Raw genomic sequence first — 21,681 nt, forward strand, 5'->3', positions numbered from 1 at the left:
AATCAGGTGTGGAGCGGTTGACGAATAGACCAAAAACTAGTAGAATAGTAAGGAAACTTTATACGGAGGAAAGAAATGGACTTGGGTGATAATGAGCTAACGCTGACCCCTATCCCTGGGAAGAGCGGCAAAGCTTATATGGGAAGCTACCCTGATGGGAAGCGCGTCTTTGTAAAAATGAACACCTCTCCAATCCTACCTGGCCTAGCCAGAGAACAAATCGCTCCTCAATTACTGTGGACTCGTCGTTTGCCAGATGGCCGTGATATGTGTGCTCAGGAATGGCTGACGGGCAAAATCTTGACCCCTTACGATATGAATCGCAAGCAGATTATCAATATCTTGAACCGCCTTCACCGCTCTCGTCCTTTGATGAAGCAGTTGAGCCGTTTGGGATATACCATGGAAACACCAGTTGATTTGCTACGTTCTTGGCAGCAAGGAGTTCCAGAAATCTTGAAGCAGAATCACTATTTGAATAGTGTGATTGCTGAACTAGGTAAGACGGTTCCAGGCTTTAGGGAAGATCATGCAACGATTGTGCATGGAGACCTTCGCCATAGTAATTGGATTGAGACAGAGAGTGGACTCGTTTATCTAGTGGATTGGGATTCGGTTCGCCTGACGGATCGTATGTTTGATGTGGCGCATTTGCTATGCCACTACATTCCAGATCATCAGTGGCGTCAATGGTTGAGAGACTACGGCTATAAGTACAATCAGACAGTGTTAGATAAATTGTATTGGTATGGTCAGTATTCTTACTTGAACCAGATTGCCAAATACTGTGAAAATCAAGATTTAGACAATGTAAACCGGGAGATTTATGCCTTGCGTGTCTTCCGTGACAAGTATGGAAAGAAGAGATGAGAGTTAGAAATCGTAAAGGGGCGACAGAGTTACTAGAGGCTAATCCCCAGTATGTGGTCCTCAATCCCTTGGAAGCCAAGGGGAAATGGCGAGACTTGTTTGGAAATGATCATCCGATTCATGTTGAGGTTGGGAGTGGGAAAGGAGCCTTCGTATCAGGAATGGCCAAGCAAAACCCTGACATCAACTATATCGGGATTGATATCCAAAAGTCGGTATTGAGTTATGCCTTGGACAAGGTGCTTGAAGTTGGAGTGCCCAATATCAAATTGCTGTGGGTAGATGGTTCAGATTTGACAGACTACTTTGAAGACGGTGAAATTGATCGTCTCTACCTAAACTTTTCTGATCCCTGGCCAAAAAAACGCCATGAAAAACGTCGTTTGACTTACAAGAGTTTCTTGGATACCTTCAAGCGCATCTTGCCTGAGAATGGGGAAATCCATTTCAAGACAGACAATCGTGGCTTGTTTGAGTACAGCTTGGTGAGTTTTTCTCAGTATGGGATGAAACTGAACGGGGTTTGGTTGGACTTACATACCAGTGATTTTGAAGGTAATGTCATGACGGAATATGAGCAAAAATTCTCCAACAAGGGTCAAGTGATCTACCGAGTTGAAGCAGAATTTTAAGAAATAGCTTGAAAACCAGCTGTTTGAGTGCTTATACTTTACATAAATTGACAAACGTGCTATACTGATAGTAAGAATATAAGAAAGAGAGGCGGGGAGATATCTTCGCCTCTTGCTTATGAGGAGGTGGACGCAATCGCAACAATCGTAGAATTAGTCAGAGAAGTTGTAGAACCTGTCATCCAAGCACCTTTTGAACTCGTGGATATCGAGTATGGAAAGATTGGCAGTGACATGATTCTCAGTATTTTTGTAGATAAACCTGAAGGAATTACCTTGAACGACACGGCAGACCTGACAGAAATTATCAGTCCTGTCCTAGACACCATCAAGCCCGATCCCTTCCCAGAACAATATTTCCTAGAAATCACCAGTCCAGGCTTGGAACGTCCTTTGAAAACCAAGGATGCTGTCGCTGGAGCTGTTGGGAAATACATCCATGTCGGGCTCTACCAAGCCATTGATAAACAAAAAGTCTTTGAAGGAACTTTGGTATCCTTTGAAGAGGATGAGTTGACTATGGAGTACATGGACAAGACACGTAAGAAAACCGTTCAAATTCCATACAGTTTAGTATCAAAAGCACGTTTAGCAGTAAAACTATAGAAAAGAAAGGATAGCTTTTGAGGATTCAAAAGTAAAAAGAACATGAGTAAAGAAATGCTAGAGGCCTTCCGCATTTTGGAAGAAGACAAGGGAATCAAAAAAGAAGACATCATCGACGCAGTTGTAGAGTCACTTCGTTCCGCTTATCGCAGACGCTATGGTCAATCAGACAGCGTAGCCATCGACTTCAACGAAAAAACAGGTGACTTTACTGTCTATACTGTTCGTGAAGTTGTTGATGAAGTGTTTGATAGCCGTTTGGAAATCAGCTTGAAAGATGCCCTTGCCATTAATTCAGCCTATGAGCTTGGTGACAAAATTAAGTTCGAGGAAGCACCAGCTGAGTTCGGTCGTGTAGCAGCCCAATCTGCTAAACAAACCATCATGGAAAAAATGCGCAAGCAAACACGTGCCATCACTTATAATACTTACAAAGAACATGAGCAAGAAATCATGTCTGGTACAGTAGAACGCTTTGACAACCGCTTTATTTACGTCAACCTTGGCAGCATCGAAGCCCAATTGTCAAAACAAGACCAAATTCCTGGAGAAGTTTTTGCTTCTCATGATCGTATCGAAGTTTATGTTTACAAGGTTGAAGACAATCCTCGTGGTGTGAACGTCTTTGTCAGTCGTAGCCACCCAGAGATGATTAAGCGTTTGATGGAGCAAGAAATTCCAGAAGTTTATGACGGAACTGTTGAAATCATGAGCGTAGCCCGCGAAGCTGGTGACCGTACTAAAGTTGCCGTTCGTAGCCACAATCCAAACGTGGACGCCATCGGGACAATCGTTGGACGAGGTGGTGCCAATATCAAGAAAATCACCAGCAAATTCCACCCAGCTCGTTACGATGCTAAGAGCGACCGCATGATTCCTGTCGAAGAAAACATCGACGTTATCGAGTGGGTAGCAGATCCAGCTGAATTTATCTACAATGCTATCGCTCCTGCTGAGGTTGACCAAGTTATCTTTGATGAAAATGACAGCAAACGTGCCTTGGTCGTTGTACCTGATAACAAGCTATCTCTTGCTATCGGTCGTCGTGGACAAAACGTTCGCTTGGCAGCTCATTTGACGGGTTACCGTATCGATATCAAGTCTGCAAGTGAGTTTGAAGCTATGGAAGAAGCAGGTCAAGTGGATTACGCAGCTGCGGACGAATTGATCGAAGAATAAAAGCTGCTAGAGGAGGGAAAGATGAAAACAAGAAAAATCCCTTTGCGCAAGTCTGTTGTATCCAACGAAGTGATTGATAAGCGTGATTTGCTCCGCATTGTCAAGAACAAAGAAGGGCAAGTCTTTATCGATCCGACAGGCAAGGCCAATGGTCGCGGCGCTTATATCAAGCTAGACAATGCAGAAGCCCTAGAGGCCAAAAAGAAAAAAGTCTTTAACCGCAGCTTTAACATGGAAGTGGAAGAAAGCTTTTATGATGAGTTGATCGCTTATGTGGATCACAAAGTGAAAAGAAGAGAGTTAGGACTTGAATAAGCAAAAGATAAGCAATCTCTTGGGACTTGCTCAACGAGCAGGCCGGATCATATCAGGTGAGGAATTGGTGGTCAAGTCCATCCAAGATCAGAAAGCCAAGCTAGTCTTTCTAGCCCATGATGCTGGTCCCAATCTGACCAAGAAAATTCAAGATAAAAGTGACTATTATCAAGTAGAAGTTATAACCGTGTTTTCAACACTGGAATTAAGCATAGCAGTCGGAAAATCGAGAAAGGTTTTGGCTGTGACAGATGCTGGATTTACAAAGAAAATGAGGTCTCTTATGGAATAGAAGAGGAGGACATGATTTGTCTAAGAAAAGATTGTACGAAATCGCAAAAGAACTTGGAAAAGAAAGTAAAGAAGTTGTAGCGCGTGCCAAAGAGTTGGGCTTGGATGTGAAAAGCCACTCATCGAGCGTGGAAGCTGCTGCTGCTGAGCAAATCGCAGCTAGCTTTAAATCTGCACCTGCTCCTAAAGCAGAAGCAAAACCTGCGACACCAAAAGCAAGTGTAGAAAAGAAAGCGGAAAAGCCTGCATCAGCTAAACCAGTAGCCGCTAAGGAAGAAAGTAAACCAGCTGCACCTGCAGCTCCTAAGGAAGAAAAAGTAGTGGCCGCAAGACCACAAAGTCGAAACTTCAAAGCGGAGCGTGAGGCGCGTGCCAAAGAGCAGGCAGAGCGACGCAAACAAAACAAGGGCAACAACCGTGACCAACAACAAAACGGCAACCGTCAGAAAAATGACAGCCGTAATGGTGGCAAACCTGGTCAAGGAAACCGCGACAATCGCCGATTCAACGACCAAGGGAAAAAACCACAAGGTCAAGGGAATCGTGGCAATGATCGCCGTCAGCAACAAGACTTCCAGCCAAAACAAGCTGGACCACGTGTTGACTTTAAAGCCCGTGCAGCAGCCCTAAAAGCAGAGCAAAATGCAGAGTACGCACGCTCAAGCGAGGAGCGCTTCAAACAATCGCAAGCTGCCAAAGAAGCCTTGGCTCAAGCTAACAAACGCAAGGAGCCAGAGGAAATCTTTGAAGAAGCTGCTAAGCTAGCTGAACAAACGCAGCCAGCCGTAACAGTAGCTCCTGTAGCGAAAGAAGCGCCAGTGGATACACGTCGTAAAAAACAAGCTCGACCAGACAAAGAACGTGACGATTATGATCACGAAGAAGATGGTCCTAGAAAACAACAAAAGAATCGAAGTAGTCAGAATCAAGTGAGAAATCAAAGAAATAGTAACTGGAATAACAACAAGAAAAATAAAAAAGGGAATAAGCAAAACAACCGTAACCAGACTCCAAAACCTGTTACAGAGCGTAAGTTCCACGAATTGCCAACAGAATTTGAGTATACAGATGGTATGACTGTTGCGGAAATCGCAAAACGTATCAAACGTGAACCAGCTGAAATCGTTAAGAAACTCTTTATGATGGGTGTCATGGCTACACAAAACCAATCCTTGGATGGGGAAACCATTGAACTCCTCATGGTGGATTATGGTATTGAAGCCAAACAAAAGGTTGAAGTGGATAATGCCGACATCGAACGTTTCTTTGTCGAAGATGGCTATCTTAACGAAGATGAATTGGTTGAGCGTCCACCAGTTGTAACCATCATGGGACACGTTGACCATGGTAAAACAACCCTCTTGGATACCCTTCGTAACTCTCGTGTTGCGACAGGTGAAGCAGGTGGTATCACTCAGCATATCGGTGCCTACCAAATCGTGGAAAATGGCAAGAAGATAACCTTCCTTGATACCCCAGGTCACGCGGCCTTTACATCTATGCGTGCACGTGGTGCATCTGTTACCGATATTACTATCTTGGTTGTAGCGGCCGACGACGGGGTTATGCCTCAGACTATCGAAGCCATCAACCACTCAAAAGCGGCTAACGTTCCAATCATCGTAGCTATCAACAAGATTGATAAACCAGGTGCCAACCCAGAACGTGTTATCGGTGAATTGGCAGAGCATGGTATCATGTCAACAACTTGGGGTGGAGATTCTGAATTTGTCGAAATCTCAGCTAAGTTTAACCAAAACATTGATGAGTTGTTGGAAACAGTCCTTCTTGTGGCTGAACTCCAAGAACTTAAGGCTGACCCAACTGTTCGTGCGATTGGTACTGTTATCGAGGCTCGTTTGGATAAAGGAAAAGGTGCGGTCGCAACCCTTCTTGTTCAACAAGGTACTTTGAACGTACAAGACCCTATCGTTGTCGGAAATACTTTCGGACGTGTCCGTGCTATGACCAATGATCTTGGTCGTCGTGTCAAGGTTGCTGGACCATCAACGCCAGTTTATATCACAGGTTTGAACGAAGCGCCAATGGCGGGTGACCATTTTGCCGTTTACGAAGATGAAAAATCTGCGCGTGCAGCCGGTGAAGAGCGTGCAAAACGTGCCCTCATGAAACAACGTCAAGCTACCCAACGTGTCAGCCTTGAAAACCTCTTTGATACACTTAAAGCTGGTGAGCTTAAGTCAGTTAACGTTATCATCAAGGCCGATGTACAAGGTTCTGTTGAAGCCCTTTCTGCCTCACTTCAAAAAATTGATGTGGAAGGTGTGAAAGTTACTATCGTTCACTCGGCAGTCGGTGCTATCAATGAATCTGACGTGACCCTTGCGGAAGCTTCAAATGCCTTTATCGTTGGTTTCAACGTACGCCCTACACCACAAGCTCGTCAACAAGCCGAAGCTGATGAAGTAGAAATCCGTCTCCACAGTATTATCTACAAAGTTATAGAAGAGATGGAAGAAGCCATGAAAGGGATGCTTGACCCAGAATTTGAAGAAAAAGTTATCGGTGAAGCAGTTATCCGTGAAACCTTCAAGGTATCTAAAGTGGGAACCATTGGTGGATTTATGGTTACTAGCGGTAAGGTTACTCGTGACTCTAAAGTTCGTGTTATCCGTGACGGTGTCGTTATCTATGACGGCGAACTCGCAAGCTTGAAACACTACAAAGACGACGTGAAAGAAGTTACAAACGGTCGTGAAGGTGGATTGATGATTGATGGCTACAATGATATCAAGATGGATGATGTGATTGAGACCTATATCATGGAAGAAATCAAGCGATAAGATTTTTGCTCCTTTCTTAGGTGGTGAGGGACGCAAGCAAACCGATGGTTTCATTGCTTATTTTTGAGCCTAGAGTCTCAAAAATCCCCTGTGATGGGACTGATAAAATAGTCCCATCACTTTCACCACAGCGAAAGAAGCGGATGAGTTCAAATTGAACTTCGTTTCAATTTGAACTGAAAATCAATAAATTTAAAAAAAGCTAGGTCTGCTGGCCTAGCTTTTGGTTCAAAGTAGAGAAAGGAATATCATGGCAAATCATTTCCGTACGGACCGTGTGGGCATGGAAATCAAGCGTGAAGTCAATGAGATTTTGCAAAAGAAAGTCCGTGATCCGCGAGTCCAAGGTGTGACCATCACAGATGTTCAGATGCTAGGTGACTTGTCCGTTGCCAAGGTTTACTACACCATTTTGAGTAACCTTGCTTCGGATAACCAAAAAGCTCAAATCGGGCTTGAAAAAGCAACTGGTACCATCAAACGTGAACTTGGTCGCAATTTGAAATTGTACAAAATCCCAGATTTGACTTTCGTCAAAGACGAATCTATCGAATATGGAAACAAGATTGACGAAATGCTACGCAATCTGGATAAGAACTAATACTCTTCGAAAATCAAATTCAAACCATGTCAGCGTCGCCTTGCCGTACTCAAGTACAGCCTGCGGCTAGCTTCCTAGTTTGCTCTTTGATTTTCATTGAGTATAAAAAAGAGGGGATGACCCTCTTTTTTCTTGTCAGAGTAGTCTATTTGCTAATCATCAATATGTTGCACTTGTAAAATGCAGTTTAAAAAATTTGTAAATTTCAAATAGTATGATATGATAAAGCTTGATATAAATGAAAAACGGAGAGACATATGGCTAAACAAGATATAGCTATGCAAGTACTGCAACAAGTGGTGAAACTTCCTGTTGTCAAAGTTGATCGAGAGAAATTTTTAGTAGAAAAGTTTTCCAAGGAATTAGATCGTAAGGATCTTCCAACTTTGATTGAACAAGGGCCGACCTCTTTGTTGCCTCAGGAAAGCTTAGATCGAGTGGCAAAGGCCTGTATTAAGGACAATGTCTTGCTGGCTAGTGGAACATCGGTTTTGGCTGGTCTACCTGGAGGTATTATCATGGCGATCACCATTCCAACAGATGTAGCCCAGTTTTACGCTTTCTCATTAAAACTAGCTCAGGAACTAGGGTATATTTACGGATTTGATGATCTATGGGCATCGCGCAATGAGTTGAGCGAGGAAGCTAAAAACACACTCCTACTATATCTCGGAGTGATGCTGGGAGTAAATGGTGCAGGTGCTCTGCTTCGATCAGGCGGTGTGACAGTAGCCAAGCAAGTCATAAAAGTAGTGAATAAGAAAGCTTTGACAAAGACGCTCTGGTATCCTATTTTAGAGAAAATTTTGAAAATTTTTGGTGTTAATCTTACAAAAGGAGGCTTAGCCAAAGGAATGGGAAAAGTGATTCCTATCCTAGGCGGAGTCATTTCTGGTGGCTTAACCTTTGCGACCATGAAACCGATGGGGGAAAGATTGCAACAGGAATTGTCCAAGCTAGTCAACTACAATGAAGTGCAATATCAAAAAGATGTTGATATTATCCGAAAAGAGGTCGAAATCATCGAAGGAGAGTAATATGGGATTCATTAAAATTCTAGCAAAGACTTACGGGAATTACTTTTTCGTGATGCAAAGCGTCAAAGTCCTGAAGAACATGAAAAAAGACGACAATGCTCTAGTAGGTTTCGGGAAAGTACTGCTTGCTGACAAGTTGATGGATGTAGCCCAGTGGCTCGCAAAACCAGATGATAAGGAATAACTTGAAATGAATGAAAGAAACTAGCAGGAACTCCGCTGCTAGTTTTTTAATCTCTTCCCATATGGTATAATATAAGCAGTAAAATCATTTTATACTCTTCGAAAATCAAATTCAAACCACGTCAGCTTCACCTTGCCGTACTTAAGTACAGCCTGCGGCTAGCTTCCTAGTTTGCTCTTTGATTTTCATTGAGTATTAGAACATACATGGAGGTCGTCATGGATAATATCATCGATGTGTCAATTCCCGTTGCAGAAGTGGTGGACAAGCATCCAGAAGTCTTGGAAATCCTAGTAGAGCTCGGTTTTAAACCACTTGCTAATCCCTTAATGCGCAATACAGTCGGTCGCAAGGTATCGCTCAAACAGGGTTCTAAGCTTGAAGGAACTCCTATGGACAAGATTGTCCGCACACTGGAAGCGAATGGTTACGAAGTGATTGGATTAGACTAATGGCAGATGAACGGATTCATATCCTACGGGATATTTTGTTAGAATTGCACAATGGCGCCTCTCCTGAGTCAGTTCAGGAGCGTTTTGATGCGACCTTTACAGGTGTGTCAGCCATCGAGATTTCCCTCATGGAGCACGAGCTGATGAACTCAGATTCAGGAGTCACCTTTGAAGATGTCATGGAGCTCTGTGATGTCCATGCCAATCTTTTTAAAAATGCTGTTAAGGGTGTGGAGGTAGAGGATACCGAGCATCCTGGTCATCCCGTTCGCATCTTCAAGGATGAAAATCTGGCTCTCCGTGCTGCCTTGATTCGCATTCGGAGACTGTTAGATACCTATGAGTCTATGGGAGACGAGGAAATGCTGGCAGAGATGCGCAAGGGTTTGGTCCGTCAAATGGGGCTTTTAGGGCAATTTGACATTCACTACCAGCGCAAGGAAGAGCTCTTTTTCCCCATCATGGAGCGCTATGGACACGATTCACCTCCAAAAGTTATGTGGGGAGTGGATGACCAGATCAGGGAACTCTTTCAAACAGCTTTAACGACAGCCAAGTCACTACCAGAAGTGTCGATTAGCAGTGTAAAAGAAGATTTTGAAGCTTTTGCGACAGAGTTTGAGAGCATGATTTTCAAGGAAGAGTCCATCCTCCTCATGATTCTCCTTGAGTCTTTCACCCAGGATGATTGGATTCAGATTGCGGAGGAGAGCGATGCTTACGGCTATGCCATCGTCCGTCCGTCTGAGAAATGGGTTCCAGAACGTCAGAGCTTTGTTGAGGAAAAGAGTGCAGAGGAGCCCGTGCAGCTAGACACGGCAGAGGGTCAAGTTCAGCAAGTTATCAATACACCAGAAGGACAGTTCACCATTACCTTTACCCCTAAGGAAAAGGAAGCAGTGCTGGACCGTCATAGTCAACAGGCTTTTGGGAATGGCTATCTCTCCGTCGAGCAGGCCAATCTCATCCTCAATCACCTCCCTATGGAAATTACCTTTGTTAATAAGGACGATATTTTCCAGTATTACAATGACAATACGCCAGCTGATGAGATGATTTTCAAACGGATACCGTCCCAAGTCGGGCGAAATGTCGAGTTATGTCATCCTCCAAAATATTTGGAGAAAGTCAAAGCTATCATGCAAGGTCTTCGTGAAGGGGTCAAGGACAAGTATGAAATGTGGTTCAAGTCTGAGTCGCGAGGCAAGTTTGTCCACATCACCTACGCTGCAGTACACGATGAAAACGGAGAATTTCAAGGAGTGTTGGAGTATGTTCAGGATATCCAGCCCTACCGTGAGATTGATACGGACTATTTCCGTGGATTAGAATAAGGAGAAGCAATGAGTTACGAACAAGAATTTATGAAGGAATTTGAGGCCTGGGTGAATACCCAGATTATGATCAACGACATGGCGCACAAGGAAAGTCAAAAAGTCTACGAAGAAGACCAAGACGAACGTGCCAAAGATGCCATGATTCGCTACGAAAGCCGTTTGGATGCTTATCAGTTCTTGCTGGGTAAATTTGAAAATTTCAAGGCGGGCAAGGGATTTCATGATTTGCCAGAAGGATTATTTGGTGAGCGAAACTATTAAAATTCAGATACTTTCTTGATTTTTTGCTAAAATCTTGATAAAATATTTTTATTAAATCCTTGTCAGAGCAGGGATTTTTTATTGAAAGGATTTTATCATGTCAAAGAAACTCCAACGTAAAAAACAATTGCGAAACAGCCTTCGTCGTTCAGGTGCCTTTTCAAATACGGTGACCAAGGTTGTCGAAGAGACCAAGAAAGTCGTGAAACACGCAGAAAAATCTGCTAGCCAAGCGGGAAAAGTTGTCTCTAAAAAAATGGAACAAGCAGTAGAAGCGACCAAGGAACAAGCTCAAAAAGTAGCCAATTCTGTAGAAGATTTCGCAGCTACTTTGGGTGGCCTCTCAGTAGATCGCGCTAAGACTTTCTATGATGAAGGCATCAAGTCAGCTTCTGACTTCAAAAACTGGACTGAAAAAGAACTCCTTGCCTTGAAAGGAATCGGCCCAGCTACGATCAAGAAATTAAAAGAAAACGGCATCAAGTTCAAGTAATCTTTCTTGCCCCTTGCATTTCCGAGAAAAACTTGTTACAATAAAGCCATTAGAGGTGTTTTGAATTCCGCATTTTACAGAAAGTGGCGGTGCTGAGAAGTCCACAAATGTGTCAAAACTTGTTGCTGATGGATGAAAAATTGAAATAATATTGTCTTTTTATTATAAAGACGAGAGTTGCGGGCGTCTCTGCCCGAAATTGGGTGGTACCGCGGATAAACACATTCGTCCCTGTCAGATTAATGACAGGGGCGATTTTTTGTAGAAAGCGAGGTAGAAGGATGATAAGAGCAGAGTTGCCAGAACGAATAGAGACCGAGCGGCTAGTCTTACGAGTCCGTACCGTGACTGATGTTGTGGATATCTTTGACTATGCCAGTAGGTCAGAAGTTTCCTATCCAGCAGGCTTTCCGCCCGTCAAGACCTTGGAAGATGAGATTTATTATCTAGAGCATATCCTTCCTGAGCGCAATCAAAAGGAAAATCTCCCAGCAGGTTATGGGATTGTCGTTAAAGGAACCGATAAGGTCATCGGCTCTGTTGATTTCCCTCGTCGTCACGAGGATGATGTCTTGGAGATTGGCTATATCTTACATCCAGACCATTGGGGTCTAGGTTATGTTCCAGAAGCAGCGTGTGCCTTGATTGACCTAGCTTTTAAAGAATTGAATCTGCATAAGATTGAACTGACTTGCTTTGGCTACAATATCCAAAGTCAACGAGTCGCAGAGAAGCTTGGTTTTACCCTTGAAGCTCGCATAAGAGACCGCAAAGATGCTCAGGACAATCGCTGTGATGATTTGAGGTATGGCTTGCTGAGGAGTGAGTGGGAGGTGGTTTGATGCACATTTTCATCATTGGGGCTCCGGCTTCTGGGAAAATGACGATTGGTCAAGAGTTATCTCGACTGACAGATGCTACCCTCTTTTATAACCATAAAGCTATCGATTTTGCACTAGAAATCTATCAGGACTTTACAGAGGAAATGTGGGAGTTTGTTCGAGGGATTACCTTTTCGTTTCTTGAAACAAGCGCTCGGAATCATAGGTCGATAATTTTAACAGACGTAATTGATTTTTCAAATGATTACCAGCTGATTTATTTGAAGCAAATTCAGAATTTGTTGGATGATTATCATCAAGAGATTCTTTTTGTGGAGTTGGAAACGAGTCTTGAGGAGCGCTTACATCGAAATCGAACGGAGAATCGATTAAAGAATAAACCATTAAAAAGACATATTGAGATATCTGAAAGAGAAATTTTAGAGACCACTGAAATCCTTCAATTAAATTCTCAAAACCAACCGAATGAGCTGCACCACTACCTTAAAATAAATAATACGAATCTGTCTGCAGCCGAAGTTGCCAAGCGGATTCAAGATAAAATGAAAACAATAGAGAAAGGACAAACACATGTCTAAAGAACTTTCACCTAAATACAATCCAGCCGAGGTTGAGGCTGGTCGTTACCAAAAATGGCTTGATGCGGATGTTTTCAAGCCTTCAGGCGATCAAAAGGCTAAGCCTTATTCCATCGTTATTCCACCACCAAACGTAACTGGTAAACTCCACCTTGGTCACGCTTGGGATACAACTTTGCAGGATATCATCATTCGTCAAAAACGGATGCAAGGCTTTGACACGCTTTGGCTACCAGGAATGGACCACGCGGGTATCGCAACTCAAGCTAAGGTTGAGGAGCGCTTGCGTGGAGAGGGCATTAGCCGTTATGACCTCGGTCGTGAGAAATTCCTCGAGAAAGTCTGGGAATGGAAAGACGAGTATGCGACGACCATCAAGGAACAATGGGGCAAGATGGGACTCTCTGTAGACTACTCTCGCGAACGGTTCACTCTTGACGAAGGCTTGTCAAAAGCCGTCCGCAAGGTTTTTGTCGAACTTTACAAGAAAGGCTGGATCTACCGTGGTGAGTTTATCATCAACTGGGACCCAGCAGCTCGCACAGCACTGTCTGATATCGAGGTTATCCATAAGGATGTCGAAGGTGCTTTCTACCACATGAACTACATGCTGGAAGATGGCTCACGCGCCCTTGAAGTTGCGACAACTCGTCCTGAGACCATGTTTGGGGACGTTGCTGTTGCGGTCAATCCAGAAGATCCACGCTACAAGGACCTAATTGGTCAAAACGTCATCCTTCCAATCGCTAACAAACTCATCCCAATCGTTGGGGACGAACACGCAGATCCTGAGTTTGGTACTGGTGTCGTGAAAATCACACCAGCCCACGATCCAAACGACTTCTTAGTTGGTCAACGCCACAACTTGCCACAAGTTAACGTTATGAACGACGACGGTACTATGAATGAGCTTGCCTTTGAATTTGCGGGTATGGACCGTTTTGAAGCTCGTAAGGCAGTCGTTGCCAAGTTGGAGGAAATCGGTGCCCTTGTTAAAATCGAAAAACGTGTACACAGTGTTGGTCACTCAGAGCGTACAGGTGTAGTAGTTGAACCACGCTTGTCAACTCAGTGGTTCGTCAAGATGGACCAATTGGCTAAAAATGCCATTGCCAACCAAGACACAGAGGACAAGGTAGAATTCTATCCACCTCGTTTCAACGATACCTTCCTCCAATGGATGGAAAATGTCCACGACTGGGTAATTTCTCGTCAGCTCTGGTGGGGTCACCAAATCCCTGCTTGGTACAATGCTGAAGGTGAAATGTACGTCGGCGAAGAAGCTCCAGAAGGCGACGGATGGACTCAGGACGAAGACGTCTTGGATACTTGGTTCAGCTCTGCCCTTTGGCCTTTCTCAACTATGGGCTGGCCGGATGTCGACTCAGAAGACTTTAAACGTTATTATCCAACATCAACCTTGGTGACTGGTTATGATATTATCCCATTCTGGGTATCTCGGATGATTTTCCAAGGGTTGGAATTTACTGGCAAGTCGCCATTCAAAAATGCCTTGATTCACGGTCTCATTCGTGACGAGCAAGGACGCAAGATGTCTAAGTCTCTCGGTAACGGGATTGATCCAATGGATGTTATTGATAAGTACGGAACAGATAGCCTGCGTTGGTTCCTATCAAACGGTTCTGCACCAGGACAAGACGTCCGCTTCTCTTACGAGAAAATGGATGCTTCATGGAACTTCATTAACAAGATCTGGAACATCTCTCGCTACATCCTCATGAACAATGAAGGCTTGACCCTCGAGCAAGCAACGGCCAATGTCGAAAAAGTGGTTAACAAGGAAGCTGGAAATGTCACTGACCGTTGGATTCTTCACAACCTCAATGAAACTATCGGTAAAGTCACTGAAAACTTTGACAAGTTTGAATTTGGTGTTGCTGGCCACATCCTCTACAACTTCATCTGGGATGAGTTTGCGGACTGGTACGTTGAATTGACCAAGGAAGTCCTTTATAGCGATAACGAAGAAGAAAAAGTCATCACACGTTCTGTTCTCCTTTATACTTTGGACAAGATCCTTCGTCTCCTCCACCCAATCATGCCATTCGTGACCGAGGAAATCTTTGGGCAAATCTCAGAAGGCTCTATCGTTACAGCAGAATACCCAACTGTCAACCCAGCCTTTGAAGACCTTGCGGCTCACACTGGTGTGGAAAGCCTCAAAGACTTGATCCGTGCTGTTCGGAATGCGCGTGCGGAAGTAAACGTAGCACCAAGCAAGCCAATCACCATCCTTGTTAAGACAAGCGACAGCGACTTGGAAGCCTTCTTTAACAGCAATGTCAACTATATCAAACGTTTCACAAATCCAGAACACTTGGAAATCGCTTCAAACATCCCTGCACCTGAACTGGCTATGTCAAGCGTCATCACAGGAGCAGAAATCTACCTGCCACTGGCAGACCTCCTCAATGTCGAAGAAGAACTGGCTCGTCTCGACAAAGAACTGGCTAAATGGCAAAAAGAACTGGATATGGTCGGCAAGAAGCTCTCTAACGAACGCTTCGTAGCCAATGCCAAACCAGAAGTCGTCCAAAAAGAACGCGACAAACAAGCCGACTACCAAGCCAAGTACGATGCGACCGTAGCGCGTATTGATGAGATGAAGAAGTTGGTGAAATAAACATAGAAACACGGTGATGAGCCGTGTTTTTTTGTATAATGAAATCAATATCTATTGATGGAGAAAGTGATGTCCAAACACCCTCATTATGAATTGTTAAATTTAATTAGCTATGGTCTTGCCAAATTTGATAAGTTATTTATAAAAGAGTTTCAATGCTCTAGTAAATCTGAGTTTTATCGTTATATAGTTTCTTTGGGTATCGCAGAAACAACTGGGGTAGTTAAAAATAGAATGGATTTATTCGACCCTTATTTTGATAACAATAGAAAAGGCTGGTGGCAAAAAGCTGAAGTCTACCGTTTTCGTAAAGATTTAATTGACATGATGTTTGGGAATGAAGATGTTCACAGTTATGCAGAAATCCTTAAAATGTTGCTTGCAAGTGAAGGGGAGAAAACAGGCATAACCATCGTTCAAAAGCCAATAGTTTGAACTAAATTCAAACGTCTACAAGAAACTGGAATGGAAGCAGAAAATTATATTATACTCCATTTTGATAAAGAAGAAAAATTTCAAGAAGGACTATTGACTGATGCACGTCTTTATGGTGATGGATATGATTTCCAAGTAGATGTTCAAGAACATTCTTATCTTGCTGAAGTTAAAGGTATTCGAAAACTTAAGGGTCGCGTTCGTTTGACTGCCAGAGAATTTGAGAAAGCTAAAGAGTTTAAATCAGATTTTATTCTATCCTTGGTTACTAACCTGGATGATATTACAAAGTTAGTATTAATCGATAATCCTTTGAATCATTTTGAATTCAAAAAGAGCATCATAAAAAATGAAGTCATAGAATATAGAAGCTTAGAAGATTTATATTAGTTCACCTTAACTTTTCTAATTGAAGGAACGAGAAGTTTTGACAGGACAACGACTCAACGAACTAGAAATCAATGGTATTGGCTTGACCAAGTTTAAAAATGAGGAAATCGGGATTGAATTCATCTGGCTTGATACCGAAAATCCACCTAGCTATGCTATCGGCTGGGTAGCAAAGAAATAAAACGTCCTCTGTCTTTTTGTTTTGTGTTTTACAGTTTTTTCTTGACAAGTCTTTCTTTTTTATGGTATATTTTTATGCAACAAGTGTTGCGCAACAAATGTTGCGTGAAAGGAGTCTTATGCCACCAAAGGTTAAATTTAGTAAAGAGACTATCATTGGGACAGCTTTACAATTGGTGAGAGAAGAGGGAATGGCGAGTTTGACGGCTCGAGCATTAGCGGAGCAACTGGGAGCTACACCGAGAGTGATTTTTGGGCAATTTGCCAATATGGCCGAGTTACAAGCAGAGGTTATTGTTGCTGCAGAGATGGTCGTAGTGGAGTATATACGAAAGGCTTTAGAAGATGAGAAGCCATTTCGATCTGTCGGAGTTTCTTATATCCTGTTCGCCTCAAAAGAGCCCCAACTTTTTCAATTGCTTTTCCAAAATCCTAGTAAAGATCCGATTCGTCGCTTTCAAGATTTTCTTCCTATGAAGGATCATAGTTACCAATTGGTTCTGGAATCGATTGTAGCAGACTATCCATTGACGTTAGAGGAGGCTAGTCGCCTGTACCAGCATTTATTTATCTACTCACACGGCATGGCCTCTATGGTTGCTTCTGGTATTTATCAATTCAGCATGGAAGAAGTGATTGGATTACTGACAGAGGTTTGTCAATCTCTCATCAAAGAAATGGTAGGAAAGAAATGATTCAACTAGAAAATGTGCACAAAAGTTACGGCCAAACCAAGGTTTTAAAAGGGATTGATTTGCAGATTCAAGACCAGGATGATGTGGTTATCCTCGGTCCTTCTGGATCAGGCAAGTCAACTCTCTTAAACGTATTGTCAGGATTAGAGAAGGTAGACGAGGGGCATATCCTCATTCAAGCGCAAGATTTATCACAACTCACGGATGCTCAATTGACGGCCTTTAGACGTGAGAAGATTGCCTTTATTTTCCAGCAGTATTATTTATTGCCTAATCTTACGGTCAGACAGAATGTAAAGATGGGAGCTGACCTGGCAGACAATCATGATTTTTTGCAGATTATCGAGGATTTGGGACTTGGCGATAAGCTGGACAAGTATCCGAGTGAATTGTCTGGCGGCGAACAGCAGAGAGTCTCCATTGCTCGTGCCTTAGCCAAAAAGCCAGAGATTCTTTTCTTAGATGAGCCGACGGGAGCTCTGGATGAAGAAACGGGGCGCAAGATTCTCGACTATATCTGGAAGTTGAAGGAAAAGCTAGGCTTTACCCTAATCATGGTGACACACAACCAAAATATTGCGGATATGGCCAGAACCATCATTCGCGTCAATAGTGGCAAGATTACCGAAGTTGTGACCAATGATCAGCCTCAGACTGCTTATGAGATTGGATGGTAAGCCATGTTTTCAGTAAAAGATATTCGAAAATTAGTTGTCGTCAGTATCATTGGAGCCTGTGCGGTCTTTGTGGCCAATCTCTTCTTGAATTTTTATCTTGATATCGAGAAGTTGGAGATTTCTAAAACCAATCCGATGATTACGGCCTATTATGATGCCCAGGTTTCACTTTCCTGGATGGTGGCCATGGTCAGTGGGGTTGTCTTGTCCTTGACTTCGATCCTTCTCATGTGCTTTTATATCAAACAATTTGTTGATGATCACAAGGAACAATTAGGAATTTTAAAGGCTTTGGGCTATAGCAATGGCCAGTTGGCTAAACGATTTTGGGCATTTGGGCTCAGTTTTGGTGCCGGAGCGCTTCTTGGCTATTTTGCTTCTTTTCTTATGATGGGGCATTTTTATGACTTCCGGAATGAAAAGGGGATCCTGCCAGAAATCACCATTCATTTTCACTGGCAGCTCTTGATCGCTTTAGTGATACTGCCAACAACTTTCTTTATGGTTCTTGCGATTGGCTATGCTAGAAGACAACTACAAACGCCGGCCCTTCGCCTATTGAAAAAATACTCAACACCGATTAAGGTCAAAAGGAAAAAAAGTACTCCTAGGAAAGAAAAATCCTTCCTAAAAGAGTTGTCTTCGTCGCTGATTTGGGGGAGAAAATCGATCCTGTTTTTTGTAGTCTTTGGCTCTATGTGTTTTGCGGCCATGGTTCAATTGTCCTTTGGTCTAAGGGACTACACAGATGACATCATCCAAACCATGATGATCATGATTGGCTTGATCCTTTCTTTCTCTATTCTCTTTTTGTCATTGGGGATTGTCGTCTCAGAAAGTCGCGAAACCCTGGCTCTTATGAAGGCTTTTGGCTACACAGATCGTGAATGCCAAGGTCATATCCTATCTCCCTATCGTTTCTGGGCCTATCTAGGATTTGTTCTTGGGACGGCTTATCAGTACGCTATCATGGAAATCTTGATTGGTGTGATCAAAGATACGGTTCCTGAAAAGATTGAGCATCACTTTGATGGGAATGTTTGCTTCTGGACTTTGATCGGTTTTGCTGTGGTTTATGAAAGCCTCTTTTATCTATCCAACAGAAAACTCCAAAAGCAAACCATCAAAGAAGTACTCTTAGCTGAATAAATAGAGAAGGTTGGATTCTCCAGCCTTTTTCTTATGAAACTCATTAACAAGAGAAGGAATTTTCACTATTCTAGGGAAAATGAAATAAAGGAGAGAAAACGAAGTTACTGGCAGGACCTGAAATGATCTTTTTACTTGATTTGATGCGACAAATAATTCTTTATCTCTGTAGGAATCCTCTTGCAGTTTGTGGTTGGTATTGGAGTTGTAGCCTTGAGTTATAAATAAATCAATATATCTGTGGTCATGTTACACAGGTCTTTCAATTAGCTGAAATATTTCACCTTTATTTTTTCTTAACCTTTGACTATTCCGCAAAATTATCGTACAATAAAGAGTACATGATAAAATGAGGTCAGAGTCTATCTGCTCTGACGATAGTAGTAAAAATGAGGAGAAACGCTTTGGAATTAGAAGTATTTGCTGGGCAAGAAAAAAGTGAACTATCTATGATTGAGGTAGCGCGTGCTATCTTGGAACTTCGTGGTCGCGATCATGAGATGCATTTTAGCGATCTTGTAAATGAAATTCAAAACTACCTTGGAACATCAAACAGCGATGTCCGCGAAGCCTTGCCTTTGTTCTACACAGAGTTGAACTTTGACGGTAGCTTCATCTCACTTGGAGACAACAAATGGGGTCTTCGTTCATGGTATGGTGTGGACGAAATCGATGAAGAAATCATCGCTCTTGAAGAAAGTGACGACGAAGAAGTAGCACCAAAAGCTAAGAAGCAGCGTGTCAATGCCTTCATGGATGGTGATTCAGATGCTATTGACTACAATGCAGATGATCCAGAAGACGAAGACGCATACGAAGCAGACCCAGCTCTTTCATATGATGATGAAAATCCAGATGATGAGAAAAATGAAGTGGAAGCTTACGATGCGGAAATCAACGAAATCGCCCCTGATGACTTGGGTGAAGACGTGGATCTCAACGAAGAAGACGACGAGTTTTCTGACGATGATGCTGAAACGAGTGAAGAACAGTAAAATGCCTTTAAAAGGAGATCGCCTGATCTCCTTTTTTGTCGCTTGGGTAGAGTAGTTAAGTGAGTCTTCCGTTGGGTTGTAGATCTTTAGTTGGTTTTCTGAAAGCAATCTTCTTATTTTCAGGTTTTACCGATTCGGATTGACAAATGTTCTGCTTTGAGGTATTATATTGTTCGGGCACCTCTTTTAGAGGTCGGGGCTCCCTAGTTACTAGGGAGCTGTTTTTGTTTTTTCAGGAAGTTTTTCTTGAAAAGTCGTTATCCATAAAGGTCTTGTTCTCTATCTCCCCTTGTAGCTAACAAGACCTTGAGCATTTTAGAAAGAGGATTCTATGTCTACGAAATATATTTTTGTAACTGGTGGTGTGGTATCGTCTATTGGGAAAGGGATTGTGGCAGCAAGTCTGGGCCGTCTTTTGAAAAATCGTGGTCTCAAAGTAACGATTCAAAAGTTTGACCCTTATATCAATATCGATCCGGGAACCATGAGTCCTTATCAGCACGGGGAAGTCTTTGTGACAGATGATGGGGCTGAGACCGATTTGGACTTGGGTCACTATGAACGTTTCATCGATATCAATCTCAACAAATATTCCAACGTGACAACTGGGAAAATTTACAGTGAAGTTCTTCGTAAGGAACGCCGTGGAGAATACCTTGGGGCAACTGTTCAGGTTATTCCTCATATCACAGATGCTTTGAAAGAAAAAATCAAGCGTGCCGCTCTAACGACTGATTCTGATGTCATTATTACAGAGGTGGGTGGAACAGTAGGAGATATCGAGTCCTTGCCATTCTTAGAGGCCCTTCGTCAGATGAAGGCAGATGTGGGGGCGGATAATGTTATGTACATCCATACAACCTTGCTTCCTTACCTCAAGGCTGCTGGTGAAATGAAGACCAAACCAACTCAACACTCTGTAAAAGAATTGCGTGGATTGGGAATCCAGCCAAATATGTTGGTTATTCGTACAGAAAAACCAGCTGGTCAAGGAATTAAAAATAAACTAGCTCAGTTCTGTGACGTAGCACCAGAAGCTGTCATCGAATCATTGGATGTTGAACATCTTTACCAAATTCCATTGAATTTGCAGGCACAAGGTATGGACCAAATTGTTTGTGACCACTTGAAATTAGATGCACCAGCAGCGGATATGACAGAGTGGTCAGCCATGGTGGATAAGGTCATGAACCTCAAGAAACAGGTCAAGATTTCCCTCGTTGGTAAGTATGTGGAGTTGCAAGATGCCTACATCTCTGTGGTCGAAGCCTTGAAACACTCTGGGTATGCCAACGACGCAGAAGTGAAGATTAATTGGATCAATGCCAATGATGTGACAGCAGAGAATGTGGCGGAGCTCTTGTCGGATGCGGACGGAATCATCGTACCAGGAGGTTTTGGTCAACGTGGTACAGAAGGAAAAATCCAAGCCATCCGCTATGCGCGTGAGAATGACGTTCCAATGTTGGGAGTCTGTTTGGGAATGCAGTTGACTTGTATCGAGTTTGCTCGTCACGTTTTAGGGCTTGAAGGTGCCAATTCTGCAGAGCTTGCACCAGATACAAAATACCCTATCATTGATATCATGCGTGACAAGGTTGATGTTGAGGATATGGGGGGAACCCTTCGTTTGGGACTTTATCCATCTAAGTTGAAACGTGGCTCTAAGGCAGCAGCTGCTTATCATGATCAAGAAGTGGTGCAACGCCGTCACCGTCACCGTTATGAGTTTAACAACGCCTTCCGTGAGCAGTTTGAGGCAGCAGGTTTTGTCTTCTCAGGTGTTTCTCCAGACAATCGTTTGGTCGAAATTGTGGAAATTCCTGAAAATAAATTCTTTGTGGCTTGTCAGTATCACCCTGAACTTTCCAGCCGCCCAAACCGTCCAGAGGAACTCTACACTGCCTTTGTTACTGCAGCAGTTGAGAACAGCAATTAGCAAAATCAGAACCTTTGAGAACAATCTCAGAGGTTTTTAATCCATTCAGGAAAATCTTGCTAACTCAGATGCTTGTCGATAAGAATCAGAAGTTC

Annotated in this window: 23 protein-coding genes and 1 pseudogene; all 24 read left to right on the forward strand. The window is 43.0% G+C overall.

All coding sequences use genetic code 11. The annotated features are described in order from the left end of the window. Positions 1-75 precede the first annotated feature (75 nt). The 24 genes and pseudogenes from ccrZ (at position 76) to ACLV7H_RS02205 (ending at position 21,586) form a co-directional block, all read left to right on the forward strand. Positions 76-870, forward strand: coding sequence for a cell cycle regulator CcrZ (gene ccrZ / locus ACLV7H_RS02090; protein WP_000363019.1), 795 nt, complete (start codon positions 76-78; stop codon positions 868-870). Beyond that, on the forward strand, positions 867-1,502 hold the full coding sequence (gene trmB / locus ACLV7H_RS02095; protein WP_411866229.1) for a tRNA (guanosine(46)-N7)-methyltransferase TrmB: 636 nt from the start codon (positions 867-869) through the stop codon (positions 1,500-1,502). Before ccrZ ends, trmB begins: the two co-directional genes overlap by 4 nt. Positions 1,503-1,628: 126 nt before the next feature. Next, positions 1,629-2,108, forward strand: a complete 480-nt coding sequence (gene rimP, locus ACLV7H_RS02100) for a ribosome maturation factor RimP (protein WP_000338695.1) — start codon at positions 1,629-1,631, stop codon at positions 2,106-2,108. A gap of 42 nt (positions 2,109-2,150) precedes the next feature. After that, positions 2,151-3,287: a transcription termination factor NusA gene (gene nusA / locus ACLV7H_RS02105; protein WP_000032277.1), complete on the forward strand. Its 1,137-nt coding sequence runs from the start codon at positions 2,151-2,153 to the stop codon at positions 3,285-3,287. A gap of 21 nt (positions 3,288-3,308) precedes the next feature. Then, positions 3,309-3,602, forward strand: a complete 294-nt coding sequence (gene rnpM / locus ACLV7H_RS02110; protein ID WP_000857560.1) for an RNase P modulator RnpM — start codon at positions 3,309-3,311, stop codon at positions 3,600-3,602. Beyond that, the gene (locus tag ACLV7H_RS02115) at positions 3,595-3,894 is read left to right on the forward strand and encodes a YlxQ-related RNA-binding protein (RefSeq protein WP_001041403.1); all 300 of its coding nucleotides are present in this window, start codon (positions 3,595-3,597) and stop codon (positions 3,892-3,894) included. Before rnpM ends, ACLV7H_RS02115 begins: the two co-directional genes overlap by 8 nt. A 16-nt stretch (positions 3,895-3,910) precedes the next feature. Beyond that, positions 3,911-6,697, forward strand: a complete 2,787-nt coding sequence (gene infB, locus ACLV7H_RS02120; protein WP_411866230.1) for a translation initiation factor IF-2 — start codon at positions 3,911-3,913, stop codon at positions 6,695-6,697. 250 nt (positions 6,698-6,947) lie between these two features. Beyond that, on the forward strand, positions 6,948-7,298 hold the full coding sequence (rbfA, locus tag ACLV7H_RS02125; RefSeq protein ID WP_001273601.1) for a 30S ribosome-binding factor RbfA: 351 nt from the start codon (positions 6,948-6,950) through the stop codon (positions 7,296-7,298). A gap of 257 nt (positions 7,299-7,555) precedes the next feature. Then, positions 7,556-8,335, forward strand: a complete 780-nt coding sequence (locus tag ACLV7H_RS02130; protein WP_411866231.1) for a hypothetical protein — start codon at positions 7,556-7,558, stop codon at positions 8,333-8,335. 1 nt (position 8,336) lies between these two features. After that, the gene (locus ACLV7H_RS02135) at positions 8,337-8,519 is read left to right on the forward strand and encodes a hypothetical protein (protein ID WP_000505781.1); all 183 of its coding nucleotides are present in this window, start codon (positions 8,337-8,339) and stop codon (positions 8,517-8,519) included. Between the two features lie 218 nt (positions 8,520-8,737). Continuing rightward, entirely contained in the window at positions 8,738-8,971 is a 234-nt protein-coding gene (locus ACLV7H_RS02140; RefSeq protein ID WP_000368739.1) for a DUF1858 domain-containing protein, read from the forward strand. Next, positions 8,971-10,305: a DUF438 domain-containing protein gene (locus ACLV7H_RS02145; RefSeq protein ID WP_411866232.1), complete on the forward strand. Its 1,335-nt coding sequence runs from the start codon at positions 8,971-8,973 to the stop codon at positions 10,303-10,305. The genes ACLV7H_RS02140 and ACLV7H_RS02145 overlap by 1 nt, the downstream gene beginning before the upstream one ends. A 9-nt stretch (positions 10,306-10,314) precedes the next feature. After that, the gene (locus tag ACLV7H_RS02150) at positions 10,315-10,569 is read left to right on the forward strand and encodes a DUF1912 family protein (protein WP_000119707.1); all 255 of its coding nucleotides are present in this window, start codon (positions 10,315-10,317) and stop codon (positions 10,567-10,569) included. A gap of 97 nt (positions 10,570-10,666) precedes the next feature. Beyond that, positions 10,667-11,062: a helix-hairpin-helix domain-containing protein gene (locus tag ACLV7H_RS02155; RefSeq protein WP_045591795.1), complete on the forward strand. Its 396-nt coding sequence runs from the start codon at positions 10,667-10,669 to the stop codon at positions 11,060-11,062. A gap of 281 nt (positions 11,063-11,343) precedes the next feature. Then, complete coding sequence (locus ACLV7H_RS02160; protein ID WP_045591793.1) at positions 11,344-11,904, forward strand: GNAT family N-acetyltransferase; 561 nt, start codon at positions 11,344-11,346, stop codon at positions 11,902-11,904. After that, positions 11,904-12,482 carry an AAA family ATPase gene (locus ACLV7H_RS02165; protein WP_411866233.1) on the forward strand — a complete coding sequence of 193 codons (579 nt, stop codon included), beginning with the start codon at positions 11,904-11,906 and terminating at the stop codon, positions 12,480-12,482. Before ACLV7H_RS02160 ends, ACLV7H_RS02165 begins: the two co-directional genes overlap by 1 nt. Continuing rightward, entirely contained in the window at positions 12,475-15,126 is a 2,652-nt protein-coding gene (locus ACLV7H_RS02170) for a valine--tRNA ligase (protein ID WP_033605552.1), read from the forward strand. Before ACLV7H_RS02165 ends, ACLV7H_RS02170 begins: the two co-directional genes overlap by 8 nt. A 69-nt stretch (positions 15,127-15,195) precedes the next feature. Beyond that, positions 15,196-15,951 (forward strand): annotated as a pseudogene (locus ACLV7H_RS02175) (DUF3883 domain-containing protein). 37 nt (positions 15,952-15,988) lie between these two features. Continuing rightward, the gene (locus ACLV7H_RS02180) at positions 15,989-16,132 is read left to right on the forward strand and encodes a hypothetical protein (protein WP_411867085.1); all 144 of its coding nucleotides are present in this window, start codon (positions 15,989-15,991) and stop codon (positions 16,130-16,132) included. Between the two features lie 118 nt (positions 16,133-16,250). Next, positions 16,251-16,826 carry a TetR/AcrR family transcriptional regulator gene (locus ACLV7H_RS02185; RefSeq protein WP_411866234.1) on the forward strand — a complete coding sequence of 192 codons (576 nt, stop codon included), beginning with the start codon at positions 16,251-16,253 and terminating at the stop codon, positions 16,824-16,826. Beyond that, complete coding sequence (locus tag ACLV7H_RS02190) at positions 16,823-17,503, forward strand: ABC transporter ATP-binding protein (protein WP_033629367.1); 681 nt, start codon at positions 16,823-16,825, stop codon at positions 17,501-17,503. Before ACLV7H_RS02185 ends, ACLV7H_RS02190 begins: the two co-directional genes overlap by 4 nt. Before the next feature lie 3 nt (positions 17,504-17,506). Next, positions 17,507-18,652, forward strand: a complete 1,146-nt coding sequence (locus ACLV7H_RS02195; protein ID WP_411866235.1) for an FtsX-like permease family protein — start codon at positions 17,507-17,509, stop codon at positions 18,650-18,652. Positions 18,653-19,056: 404 nt separating this feature from the next. Beyond that, positions 19,057-19,647 carry a DNA-directed RNA polymerase subunit delta gene (gene rpoE / locus ACLV7H_RS02200; protein ID WP_411866236.1) on the forward strand — a complete coding sequence of 197 codons (591 nt, stop codon included), beginning with the start codon at positions 19,057-19,059 and terminating at the stop codon, positions 19,645-19,647. Positions 19,648-19,978: 331 nt separating this feature from the next. Next, entirely contained in the window at positions 19,979-21,586 is a 1,608-nt protein-coding gene (locus tag ACLV7H_RS02205) for a CTP synthase (protein WP_049485009.1), read from the forward strand. The last annotated feature ends 95 nt before the right edge of the window (positions 21,587-21,681 follow it).

It is taken from the genome of Streptococcus oralis (genome assembly GCF_965111685.1).
GTDB classification, from domain to species: domain Bacteria; phylum Bacillota; class Bacilli; order Lactobacillales; family Streptococcaceae; genus Streptococcus; species Streptococcus oralis_B.

Coding starts and splice junctions, on each gene's coding strand:
- ccrZ (WP_000363019.1), top strand. CDS start 76: ATGGACTTGGGTGATAATGAGCTAACGCTGACCCCTATCCCTGGGAAG.
- trmB (WP_411866229.1), top strand. CDS start 867: ATGAGAGTTAGAAATCGTAAAGGGGCGACAGAGTTACTAGAGGCTAAT.
- nusA (WP_000032277.1), top strand. CDS start 2,151: ATGAGTAAAGAAATGCTAGAGGCCTTCCGCATTTTGGAAGAAGACAAG.
- rnpM (WP_000857560.1), top strand. CDS start 3,309: ATGAAAACAAGAAAAATCCCTTTGCGCAAGTCTGTTGTATCCAACGAA.
- rbfA (WP_001273601.1), top strand. CDS start 6,948: ATGGCAAATCATTTCCGTACGGACCGTGTGGGCATGGAAATCAAGCGT.
- ACLV7H_RS02130 (WP_411866231.1), top strand. CDS start 7,556: ATGGCTAAACAAGATATAGCTATGCAAGTACTGCAACAAGTGGTGAAA.
- ACLV7H_RS02135 (WP_000505781.1), top strand. CDS start 8,337: ATGGGATTCATTAAAATTCTAGCAAAGACTTACGGGAATTACTTTTTC.
- ACLV7H_RS02140 (WP_000368739.1), top strand. CDS start 8,738: ATGGATAATATCATCGATGTGTCAATTCCCGTTGCAGAAGTGGTGGAC.
- ACLV7H_RS02145 (WP_411866232.1), top strand. CDS start 8,971: ATGGCAGATGAACGGATTCATATCCTACGGGATATTTTGTTAGAATTG.
- ACLV7H_RS02150 (WP_000119707.1), top strand. CDS start 10,315: ATGAGTTACGAACAAGAATTTATGAAGGAATTTGAGGCCTGGGTGAAT.
- ACLV7H_RS02155 (WP_045591795.1), top strand. CDS start 10,667: ATGTCAAAGAAACTCCAACGTAAAAAACAATTGCGAAACAGCCTTCGT.
- ACLV7H_RS02160 (WP_045591793.1), top strand. CDS start 11,344: ATGATAAGAGCAGAGTTGCCAGAACGAATAGAGACCGAGCGGCTAGTC.
- ACLV7H_RS02165 (WP_411866233.1), top strand. CDS start 11,904: ATGCACATTTTCATCATTGGGGCTCCGGCTTCTGGGAAAATGACGATT.
- ACLV7H_RS02170 (WP_033605552.1), top strand. CDS start 12,475: ATGTCTAAAGAACTTTCACCTAAATACAATCCAGCCGAGGTTGAGGCT.
- ACLV7H_RS02185 (WP_411866234.1), top strand. CDS start 16,251: ATGCCACCAAAGGTTAAATTTAGTAAAGAGACTATCATTGGGACAGCT.
- ACLV7H_RS02190 (WP_033629367.1), top strand. CDS start 16,823: ATGATTCAACTAGAAAATGTGCACAAAAGTTACGGCCAAACCAAGGTT.
- ACLV7H_RS02195 (WP_411866235.1), top strand. CDS start 17,507: ATGTTTTCAGTAAAAGATATTCGAAAATTAGTTGTCGTCAGTATCATT.
- ACLV7H_RS02205 (WP_049485009.1), top strand. CDS start 19,979: ATGTCTACGAAATATATTTTTGTAACTGGTGGTGTGGTATCGTCTATT.